The 9,015-nt window shown below is 68.7% G+C and carries 11 protein-coding genes; 2 read left to right on the top strand and 9 right to left on the bottom strand.

Features of this window, described 5'->3' with window-relative positions:
* Window positions 1–123, top strand: a 123-nt coding sequence (locus MBTS_RS24260) for a DNA translocase FtsK (RefSeq protein WP_192216259.1), incomplete at its 5' end; no start/stop codon positions are given.
* Window positions 124–132: 9 nt separating this feature from the next.
* Here MBTS_RS24260 and MBTS_RS19230 read toward each other — a convergent pair.
* The 6 genes from MBTS_RS19230 to MBTS_RS19205 form a co-directional block, all read right to left on the bottom strand.
* Window positions 133–456, bottom strand: coding sequence for a YnfA family protein (locus MBTS_RS19230; protein WP_192216260.1), 324 nt, complete (start codon window positions 454–456; stop codon window positions 133–135).
* Between the two features lie 49 nt (window positions 457–505).
* On the bottom strand, window positions 506–2,008 hold the full coding sequence (locus MBTS_RS19225) for a TIGR01777 family oxidoreductase (RefSeq protein WP_192216258.1): 1,503 nt from the start codon (window positions 2,006–2,008) through the stop codon (window positions 506–508).
* A gap of 25 nt (window positions 2,009–2,033) precedes the next feature.
* A complete protein-coding gene (locus MBTS_RS19220) occupies window positions 2,034–2,732 on the bottom strand; it encodes a DUF4166 domain-containing protein (protein ID WP_210322875.1) in 699 nt (232 codons plus the stop codon).
* Between the two features lie 23 nt (window positions 2,733–2,755).
* Complete coding sequence (locus MBTS_RS19215; protein WP_192216257.1) at window positions 2,756–3,316, bottom strand: GbsR/MarR family transcriptional regulator; 561 nt, start codon at window positions 3,314–3,316, stop codon at window positions 2,756–2,758.
* Window positions 3,317–3,385: 69 nt separating this feature from the next.
* The gene (locus tag MBTS_RS19210) at window positions 3,386–4,423 is read right to left on the bottom strand and encodes an aldose epimerase family protein (RefSeq protein ID WP_147830064.1); all 1,038 of its coding nucleotides are present in this window, start codon (window positions 4,421–4,423) and stop codon (window positions 3,386–3,388) included.
* Window positions 4,424–4,479: 56 nt separating this feature from the next.
* Window positions 4,480–6,267: an ABC transporter ATP-binding protein gene (locus MBTS_RS19205; protein ID WP_373321263.1), complete on the bottom strand. Its 1,788-nt coding sequence runs from the start codon at window positions 6,265–6,267 to the stop codon at window positions 4,480–4,482.
* A gap of 286 nt (window positions 6,268–6,553) precedes the next feature.
* Here MBTS_RS19205 and MBTS_RS19200 point away from each other — a divergent pair, with 286 nt between their 5' ends.
* Window positions 6,554–7,492: a metal ABC transporter substrate-binding protein gene (locus MBTS_RS19200; RefSeq protein ID WP_147830065.1), complete on the top strand. Its 939-nt coding sequence runs from the start codon at window positions 6,554–6,556 to the stop codon at window positions 7,490–7,492.
* 33 nt (window positions 7,493–7,525) lie between these two features.
* Here the strand turns inward: MBTS_RS19200 and MBTS_RS19195 are convergent, their stop codons facing one another.
* The 3 genes from MBTS_RS19195 to pgsA are packed head-to-tail and all read right to left on the bottom strand — an operon-like array spanning window position 7,526 to window position 8,877.
* Entirely contained in the window at window positions 7,526–7,954 is a 429-nt protein-coding gene (locus MBTS_RS19195; protein ID WP_147830067.1) for a GNAT family acetyltransferase, read from the bottom strand.
* Window positions 7,955–7,994: 40 nt separating this feature from the next.
* Window positions 7,995–8,246: a molybdopterin converting factor subunit 1 gene (moaD, locus tag MBTS_RS19190; protein WP_056146529.1), complete on the bottom strand. Its 252-nt coding sequence runs from the start codon at window positions 8,244–8,246 to the stop codon at window positions 7,995–7,997.
* A gap of 31 nt (window positions 8,247–8,277) precedes the next feature.
* Entirely contained in the window at window positions 8,278–8,877 is a 600-nt protein-coding gene (gene pgsA, locus MBTS_RS19185) for a CDP-diacylglycerol--glycerol-3-phosphate 3-phosphatidyltransferase (protein ID WP_018044663.1), read from the bottom strand.
* Window positions 8,878–9,015: the final 138 nt, after the last annotated feature.

Here is a 9,015-nt window from a genome sequence, read left to right as displayed (position 1 = left end):
CAGATCGGCTACAACCGCGCCGCCTCGCTCATGGAGCGCATGGAGGTGGAGGGCATCGTCGGCTCCGCGAACCATGCCGGCAAACGCGAGATCCTGGTGGAGCCCGATCCGCACGAGATGTGACGCGTGCCGTCAGGTGCGCGGCGCGAACAGGATGATCCCGGTGCCGACGAGGCAGATCGCGGCACCGGTCATATCCCACCGATCCGGCCTCTGGCTCTCGGCGAGCCAGAGCCAGAGGATCGAGGCGGCGATGTAGACGCCGCCATAGGCGGCATAGGCCCGGCCCGCCGCGTCGCTCTCCACCCTGGTGAGCAGCACGGCGAAGAGGACGAGGGACACCGTGCCCGGCAGCGCCCACCAGGCCGACCGGCCGAGCCGCAGCCAGGCCCAGAAGGCGAAGCACCCGGCGATCTCGGCCAAAGCGGCGCCGGTATAGACGAGGGCGGTGATCAGGGGTTCGCTCCATCACGAAAGGGAGCCGCGCGCCGCGTTCCGATGCCGGTCATTCGCCCGCATGGACGACGGCCCGCGAGGACCGGGCTTCCGCCTCCCGCACGACATTCCGGCCCAGAATGGATCCGAGTGCCGATTCCAGCTGGGCATGCCGGAAGGCGAACCCGCTGGCGAGCGCTTTCTCGGGCAGCACCCTCTGCCCGCCCAGGAGCATCTCCTCGGCGAAGTCGCCGCCCAGCCGGCGCAAGAGCCGCGCCGGAAGCGGGGCGATCGCCGGGCGGTGGAGATGCCGCGCCAGGGAGGCGGCGAAATCTGCATTTCGGACCGGCTCAGGCGCGGTGCCGTTCACCGGCCCATGCAAGGTCGGCGTCGCGATCATGTGGCAGATCAGGCGGACGAGGTCGTCGCGGGAAATCCACGACATCCATTGCCGCCCGGAGCCGATCCGTCCCCCGAGGCCGAACTCGAACGGCATGAGAAGCCGCGCCAGGAGGCCGCCCTCGATGCCGAGCACCAGCCCGGTGCGTAGAAGGACGACCCGTGGGCCGAGGGCCGCGATGGCCATCGCTTCCCGCTCCCAGGCCTCGCACACCCTTTGGGTGAAGGCCGGAGCCGCCGGGCTCGATTCGGTGAGGCTCTCATCTCCGCGCAGGCCGTACCATCCGACGGCCGAGCCGCTGACGACGACGGTCGGTGGCCGGTCGAGACGGGCCACCAGTTTGGCGAGCCCGCGAGTCATCCTCAGGCGCGATGCGAGGATCGCGCGGCGCTTGGCACGCGTCCACAGCCCGTCGGCGATCGGTTCGCCGGCGAGGTTCACGATGGCATCGAGCCTCGCGTCGTCCGGCACTTGGTCGAGGGAGGTGACGATCCGCAACGGCGCGGGCAGTGCCGCGGCTTTCGCCCCGTCACGGGTCAGGACCGTCACCTCGTGGCCGGCCGCCACGAGGCTCGCCACGAGGCGCTGGCCGACGAAGCCGGTGGCGCCCGTTACCAGGATCGTCCGCGCCGGAGCGAGCATGTCCGCGAGCCCGGCCGGGGCGGGCAGGCCCAGGCGCTCGGACCGCACGGCGGCGAACCAGTCGCGCAGGCCGAAGAGCGCGACGGAGAGCGAGGCCGCGAGGGCGAGAACGCTCCAGGCGCCGTGGCTGACCCAGGCAATGCCCGTGGCCTCGCCGGCCCAGCCGAGCAGCACCGGCAGAATGAGGACGAGGATCGCACCGTAATTCAGCGCCAGGAGCGTGTGGTTCACCCGCTCCGTGGCCGGCAGGCGCCGACTCAGATCCTCTTCCACGAAATCCATCAGCGTGATGACGACCTCGACGATGAGAACGCCCATGATGGCCCAGGCGAGCAGCCCCTTCGGCTCGGCGAAACCGAGGGTGAGGAAGAGCAAGGCATAGAGCCAGTTGCGCACGGCATGGAGGCGCAGTTCCCCGCGCTGGGACGGGCGCCAGGCGAGGCGCTCGGTCAGTTCGTGGTGGTAGAGCGTGTCGAACGCTCCCATGGCGATCTGCACGGCGATCAGCGACCAGAGCAGGGTCGAGGTCATGATGTCGGGTCTCCCGCGTGATGGATCAGGCGTCGACGACGTCGCGGAACTCCGCCTCCTGGCGGATCAGCGTGCCGAACCAGGGGTGGCGGATCGTGAGGCTGAAGGCGAAGCGGTTCGCACCGGTCTCGCCGTGGGTCACGGTGAGGCTGCCCGGCGTCAGGAAACCGGGTAGCGGCAGATGCCATCGCCACAGCCGGAGGAAGTAGCGCCGGCTGGAGAAAACCAGCCGGCCCTCGACGACGGCGATATCGAGGCTCATGCCGAGGCCGCCGCCCACATGCTCTTCGAGGCCGGTCGGCCCGCCGAAGCGCTTCGCCGAGTTGATCGTCTGGGGAAATCCGCCGGGCCTGGCGTAGAGCCGCGTCCAGACCTGCCCGCCTCCCGACCGGTCTTCGGTGACGGAGACGACGCTGGCGAGGCCGGCCCCCCTGGAGGTCGGCAGCGGACCGCCGATGAGGCGGGCGGCCTGTGCCAGGAGCCAGCCGAGGCGGCTCATCCGGGTCTCGACCACGTGGCCGACATAGACGGCGCTGGTGCCAGGACGGAGCCGCTTGGTGAAGCGCCGCCTGATCGCGGGCGACAGCGTGGTCCAGTCCTCGTCCGCGATCAGGCTGCGGAACCGCAGGTCGCGGAGGTCGGCCTCGTGCGCACGGGCGATTACCGGGCTTTCGCCGATGGGAGGCGCCGTGCCTCCCACGGAAGGCCCCCTCAATGCCGTCATGATCATGATCGCGGCTCCCCGGTTCAGCGTTCGGGCTTGGAGGGCAGGAAGCGCACGATCCGGCTGCCGAGGCGGATCAGCTTGGCGAGGGTCGCGTGCGGAACGCCCAGCATCTGGCTGTGCCAGCGGTCCATGGTCTCGGTGAATTCGAGCATCGCCTTGAGGCGGCGGGAGGCGACGGCACCGATGGTCGGATCGCCCTCGGCCTGCGCCACGCAGGTGCGCAGGGCCGCGATCGCCGGATCGATCTCGCGCTCCTTGCGGCCGGCGGCGATGCGCGTGACCATCTCCCACAGGTCGGTCTCGGCGACGAAGTGATCACGGCGCTCGCCCAGCACGGGGACGCGCCGGATCAGGTTCCAGCCGGACAGTTCCTTGAGCGATGTCGAGACGTTGGAGCGTGCGATGCCCAGCGTCGCCGCGATCTCCTCCGCCGCCAGGGGCTTGTCCGACAGGTAGAGCAGGGCGTGAATCTGGGCGACGGAGCGGTTGACGCCCCATTGCCCGCCGAGATCGCCCCAGTGGAGGATGAAGCGCTCCACCGCCACGGGGAGCCTTTCGGGAGTGTCTGTAATTTCTGTCATGACAGAAATTACAGACATAAAAGAACCCGAGTCAAGCGACCGCCGCTTCGGGCGATGACAAGCGGCGTGTCAGTCTGCGCTGAACCGATAGGTCGTCGTCGCCGTGAAGACCTCACCGGGGCGGAGCGTCGTCGAGGGAAAATTCGCCCGGTTCGGTGCGTCGGGGAACCCCTGCGCCTCGAAACAGACCGCGTCGCCGGCGCGGTACAGCCGCCCGCCGGACCCGACCACCGTGCCGTCGAGCATGTTGGCGGTGTAGAGTTGCAAGCCCGGCTGGGTGGTGGCGATGGCGAGCCGTCTCCCGCTCGACGGATCGTGGGCGGAGGCCGCGTGCCGCAGGCGGCCGGGGTCGCGCAGGACGAAGGTGTGGTCGTAGCCATGCGCCAGAGCGAGCTGCGGATCCGCGTCGCGGATGCGGGTGCCCAGGGCTTCGGGCTCGCGAAAATCGAAGGCGGTGCCCGCCACGGGCCTGATCTCGCCCGTGGGAATCTGTCCGGCATCGGTGGGGAGGTAATGCTCCGCCGCGATGGCGATCCGATGTTGCATCACGTCGCCGGAGCCCTCGCCGGAGAGGTTGAAGTAGCTGTGGTTGGTGAGGTTGACGATGGTCGGCCGGTCGGTTCGGGCCGTGTAGTCGATCCGCAGGGTCTCGTCGCCGCTGAGGGAGTAAGCGACTTCCACATCGAGAGTGCCGGGGAAGCCCTCTTCGCCGTCGACCGAGCGATAGCCGAGGACCAGGGAGGTACCGTCCGACCGGATCACCCGCCAGATGCGCCGGTCGAAGCCGTTCTCCCCGCCATGCATGGTGTTGCCGCTGGCATTGAGCGGCAACTGGCATTGGTGTCCGTCGAGGCTGAAGCGCCCCCCGGCGATGCGGTTCGCGTAGCGGCCGATGATGGCGCCGAAATGCGCGTCGCTCGCCTCGTAGCCCGCCACCTCACGGGCGCCCAGGACGACGTTGGCCCAATTGCCCTCGCGGTCGGGCGTATCGATCCGGCCGATCACGCCGCCGTAATCGAGGATGTCGACACGCAGGCGGGACCGGGCGAGCCTGTATCGCGAGACGGGGCTACCGTCCTTCGTCCGTCCGAAAGCCTGTCCTGCCATGCCGGCACTCGTCTCGCGTCAGAGGAATCGTAGGGCCTCAACGCGCGGGATGCGGATCAGGGGGCGAAGGCCGGTTCGTCCGCATCGTTGGACAATTGCATCCGGTGCAGGCGCGCATAGCCGCCCTGCGAGGCGATCAGGGCGTCGTGCGTTCCGGTCTCGACGATGCGGCCGGCTTCCATGACCACGATCAAGCCGGCATCGCGCACGGTGGAGAGGCGGTGCGCGATGACGAGGGTGGTCCGCCCCTGCATCAGGCGCAGCAGCGCGCCCTGGACCAAACGCTCGGATTCGGAATCGAGGGCGCTCGTGGCCTCGTCGAGGAGCAGGATCGGCGCGTCCTTGAGGAAGGCGCGGGCCAGGGAGATGCGCTGGCGCTCGCCTCCCGATAGGCGTCCGCCGGAGGGGCCGACGCGGAACTCGTAGCCCTCGTTCAGCCGGCTGATGAAGCCGTGTGCGGCGGCGGCTTCCGCGGCGGCCTCGATCTCGGCGCGGGTCGCACCGGGACGGCCGAACCCGATATTGGCGGCGACCGTGTCGTCGAACAGCACCACCTCCTGGGAGACCACCGCCACGGCCGCGCGCAGGGAGGGGATCGTCACGTCGCGCAGATCCGCGCCATCGATGAGCACGCGGCCTCCGGTCACGTCGTAGAGACGCGGAACGAGGTTGAGCAGGGACGACTTGCCGGAGCCCGAGCGCCCGACCAGGGCGACGGTGGCGCCTGCGGGAGCGGTGAGGTCGATTCCCTCCAGGGCCGGCGCGTCCTCGCGATAGCGGAAGCGGACGCCTTCGAACCGAATCTCTCCGCCGGTGATGACCAGCGGCACGGCATCGGGCTTCTCGCGGATGCGCGGCGCCTCGTCCATCAGCGCGAAGTAACGCTGCAGAGCCGCGCCGGCTTCCTGAAGGATGGCGTTGAGGGTGCCCAGGGCGCGGGCAGGCTGCGCGGCCAGGAGCAGGGCGGCGACGTAGCCGGTGAAATCGCCCACCGTCCGGTCGCCGGACATGACGCGCTGGCCCACCAGAACCAGCACCGCCGCCACCGCGACCCCCCCGCCGATCTCCATCAGCGGATCGAGGCGTCCGCGGGCATTGGCCGCCTTCATCTTGAGGCGGCGGACATTGTCGAAGGCGCCGGAAGCCCGGCCCTTCAGGTAGGATTCGAGGGCGTAGGTCTTTGCGATGCGGGCGCCCTGCAGGCTCTCGGTGATGAGGCTCGCCGTGAGGCCCATCTGCTCCTGCGTGGTGGTGGAGACCCGCCTCAGCTTCTTACCGATGCGGCCGATCGGGCCGGCGACGAAGGGCACGACCACCGCCGCCACCAGGGTGAGCACCGGGTCCATCCACAGCAGCGCGACGACGAGGGCGATCAGCATGGCGAGATCGCGCAGGAGCACCGTGGAGATGCGCGTCAGTGCCTCCTTGATGAAGGCGAAATCCGTGGTGAAGCGCTGGGTGAAGGCCGCCGGGCTCTCCCGCCCGAGCTGGGCGAGGTCGGAATCGATGAGATGCCCATAGAGTGCCGCCTGCATGTCGGCCTCGACGCGGGTCACCACCCGGTTGGTGAGCACCGTCTGGCCGAACAGGGCAAAGCCCCGGATCGAGGTGATGGCGATGACGATGATCGGCCCATAGGTGAGGGCGGCAGGGTCCTTGTGGTCGAAAGCGTCGAAGGCGCCCTTGATCAGGGCGGGATACAGCCCCGTCGCGACCCCGATGATGGCGATCAGCACCAGGACGACGGCGAGGGTCGCCCGGTGGGGCCGCAGCCAGTCGCGCCAGACACGGCCGATGAGGGGAAGGGTGTCACCCCTGAGAAGCGGCCTACGGCCCATGATCATCCGTTGTCTGGCGCGCGGGCAGGCGCCCGGCATTCAGACGGGGGTTTGCCGGGCGATGAGGGGAAGATCAAGCGACGCTCTCCGCCTTGGCAATGTGATACTGTTACACTAGAGAATGCAGCCGTACATCGGGTGCCGGCCGAGTGCACCATCCCGCCGCTTTTCGGTCGTGTGACGCATCGCACGGCGAGCATCGCCTTCGTCGCCGGGCAGACGCGTCCTGGGGTGGGGGAGCGGATGGCACTGGATCGGCATCCGGCGGATGTGTGGTCAAGGAGCGAGACGAATGCAATCGAGGCGCCATATCGTGACATCGGCTGCAGCGGCCTGTTTCGGCTTCCTGCTGGCCGTCTCCCCGTTCGGGAATAAGGCGGATGCCGCCGAACCGCTGAAGGCGGTGGCGACATTCTCGATCCTCGGTGATCTCGTGAAGCAGGTGGGCGGCGACCGGGTCGAAGTGTCGACGCTGGTCGGCCCCGATGCCGACGCGCATGGCTACAACCCGGCCCCCGGGGATGCGCGCAAACTCACCGCCGCCAATCTGGTCGTGGTCAACGGCCTCGGTCTGGAAGGCTGGCTCGACAGGCTGATCAAGGCGTCCGGGACGAAGGCCCCCGTCATCGTCGCCACCAAGGGTGTGAAGCCCATCGAAGGTGACGACGACCATGGCGGAGGGCATGCGGGACACGCCCATCACGACGATCCCCATGCCTGGCAGAGTATCGCCAATGTGCGGATCTACATCGCCAATATCAGCGACGGGCTGGCGACGATCGATCCCGATCACGCCGGCGACTACGCGGCGAACGCGAAAGCCTATCTCGCCACCCTCGCGGGCCTGGAATCCGATATCCGCGCGGCCATCGCGGCGATTCCCCCCGAGCACCGCAAGATCATCACCACGCACGATGCGTTCGGCTATTTCACCGCCGCCTACGGGCTCGACTTCATCGCGCCCCAGGGCGTCTCCACCGACAGCGAGGCGAGCCCGAAGGATGTGGCCCGCATCATCCGCCAGATCCGGCGCGACAAGATCCCGGCGGTCTTCCTGGAGAACGTGGCCGACCCACGCCTGATGCAGCAGATCTCGCGGGAGAGCGGTGCCACGGTGGGCGGCAAGGTCTATTCCGACGCCCTGTCGGGTCCCGATGGTCCTGCGGCCAGCTACGCGGCGATGATGCGCAGCAACCTCGCCGCCTTCAGCGCGGCTCTCGGCAGGAAGTGAGCGAGCCGCGCGGCGTTGTGAGCCTCGACCCGCTCAGCCCGCATTCTCGCCGATGACTTTCTGGAGGCAGATCGTCCGGGTGTCGCGGTAGCCGAGATGTTCGTAGAAATGGCGGGTCGCGCCATTCTCCTCGCGCACGAGGAGCTGGACCTTCCAGACGCCGCGGGCGATCAGCCACCGCTCGGCCGCCTCCATGATCGCCCTGCCCAGGCCGAGGTCGCGAAGAAGCGGGTCGACGGCGACGTAGTAGACCCAGCCCCGGTGCCCGTCCTCGCCCACCATGGCGGTGGCGGCGACGGCCGCCTCGCGCTCGATCAACAGGATCGTCGAATGCGGATCGCGCCTGGCGAAGGCGATGTCCCTGGCCGGATCGTTCCATGGCCGAGAGATCCCGGCAGCGTGCCAGAGAGCCACCACCGCTTCGGCATCGCCGTCCTGGAACTCGCGAATCACGGTGGTCATCGATAAGCGCGCCCTCGCGAGAGATCCGGCGAGCGGCCGCTCAGCCGCCCGTCATCGGCGGGAAGAACGCGATCTCGGTGGCACCCGCGATGGCGGCATCCGGCTTGGCGTGGACCCGATCGATCGCCGCCCGCACGATACCGGCATTCTCGAAGGCATAGGCGTATTCCTCGCCCCGACCGCACAGCCAGCCGACGAGGTCGGCCACCGTCTCGGTCCCGGCCGGCAGGTCCACGGTCTCCTCGGCCTTGCCGATGCGTTCGCGCACCCAGGCGAAATACACGAGCTTCATCATCTGCCCTTCCGGCTGCGGCATCGGCGGGTCAGCGCGGATCGTCCATCACGTGCCGGATGCCGGCTCTCATATAGTCGTAGCCCGTGTAGAGCGTGAGGGCCGCGGCGACCCAGAGCAGGGCGACTCCGGCAAAGACGGTATGGGGCAGGATCGTTTCCCCCGCCCTGCCGGCCACGAGGAAACCGATCGCCACGAGCTGAAGGGTGGTCTTCCACTTGGCCACGCGGCTCACGGGAAGACTGACCTTCAACTCCGCCAGATATTCGCGCAGGCCCGACACGAGGATCTCGCGGCACAGGATGACGATGGCCGCCCACAGGCTCCAGTCGTGAATCGTCTTGTCGGCCACCAGCATCAGCAGACAGGCGGCGACGAGGAGCTTGTCGGCGATCGGATCGAGCATCCGCCCCAGGGCCGAGCTCTGATCGTAGGTCCGGGCGACGTAACCGTCGAGATAATCGGTGATGGCCGCGGCGATGAAGACGCCGAGCGCCGCGAACCGCGCCGCATGCTCGTCCGGCCAATACAACAGCGCCACGACCACGGGGACGGCGACCAGCCGCCCGTAGGTCAGGCAATTCGCCAGCGTCCAGGCCGGTGACCGGCGTCGGAGGGGGAGGACAGTCATCGACGCGGTGAAACCATGGCCGGGGGGGAGGGGTCAACCGCGATGATGCAACCGGCCATACCGCTTTCATACAGCCTCTGTCGTCGCGCCGTGCGCCTTGCGCTGCGAATGTGCCGGGTCCGATTCTTTGTTACCGAG

It is taken from the genome of Methylobacterium bullatum, from assembly GCF_014845095.1.
Lineage (GTDB): Bacteria > Pseudomonadota > Alphaproteobacteria > Rhizobiales > Beijerinckiaceae > Methylobacterium > Methylobacterium bullatum.
The sequence above is the reverse complement of the archived record's forward strand: the minus strand, read 5'-3'. Positions and strand labels throughout refer to the sequence as shown.

Coding starts and splice junctions, on each gene's coding strand:
- pgsA (WP_018044663.1), bottom strand. CDS start 8,877: ATGACTGTCCTCCCCCTCCGACGCCGGTCACCGGCCTGGACGCTGGCG.
- MBTS_RS19210 (WP_147830064.1), bottom strand. CDS start 4,423: ATGGCAGGACAGGCTTTCGGACGGACGAAGGACGGTAGCCCCGTCTCG.
- MBTS_RS19225 (WP_192216258.1), bottom strand. CDS start 2,008: ATGACCTCGACCCTGCTCTGGTCGCTGATCGCCGTGCAGATCGCCATG.
- MBTS_RS19195 (WP_147830067.1), bottom strand. CDS start 7,954: ATGACCACCGTGATTCGCGAGTTCCAGGACGGCGATGCCGAAGCGGTG.
- MBTS_RS19215 (WP_192216257.1), bottom strand. CDS start 3,316: ATGACAGAAATTACAGACACTCCCGAAAGGCTCCCCGTGGCGGTGGAG.
- moaD (WP_056146529.1), bottom strand. CDS start 8,246: ATGAAGCTCGTGTATTTCGCCTGGGTGCGCGAACGCATCGGCAAGGCC.
- MBTS_RS19200 (WP_147830065.1), top strand. CDS start 6,554: ATGCAATCGAGGCGCCATATCGTGACATCGGCTGCAGCGGCCTGTTTC.
- MBTS_RS19205 (WP_373321263.1), bottom strand. CDS start 6,267: ATGATCATGGGCCGTAGGCCGCTTCTCAGGGGTGACACCCTTCCCCTC.
- MBTS_RS19220 (WP_210322875.1), bottom strand. CDS start 2,732: ATGACGGCATTGAGGGGGCCTTCCGTGGGAGGCACGGCGCCTCCCATC.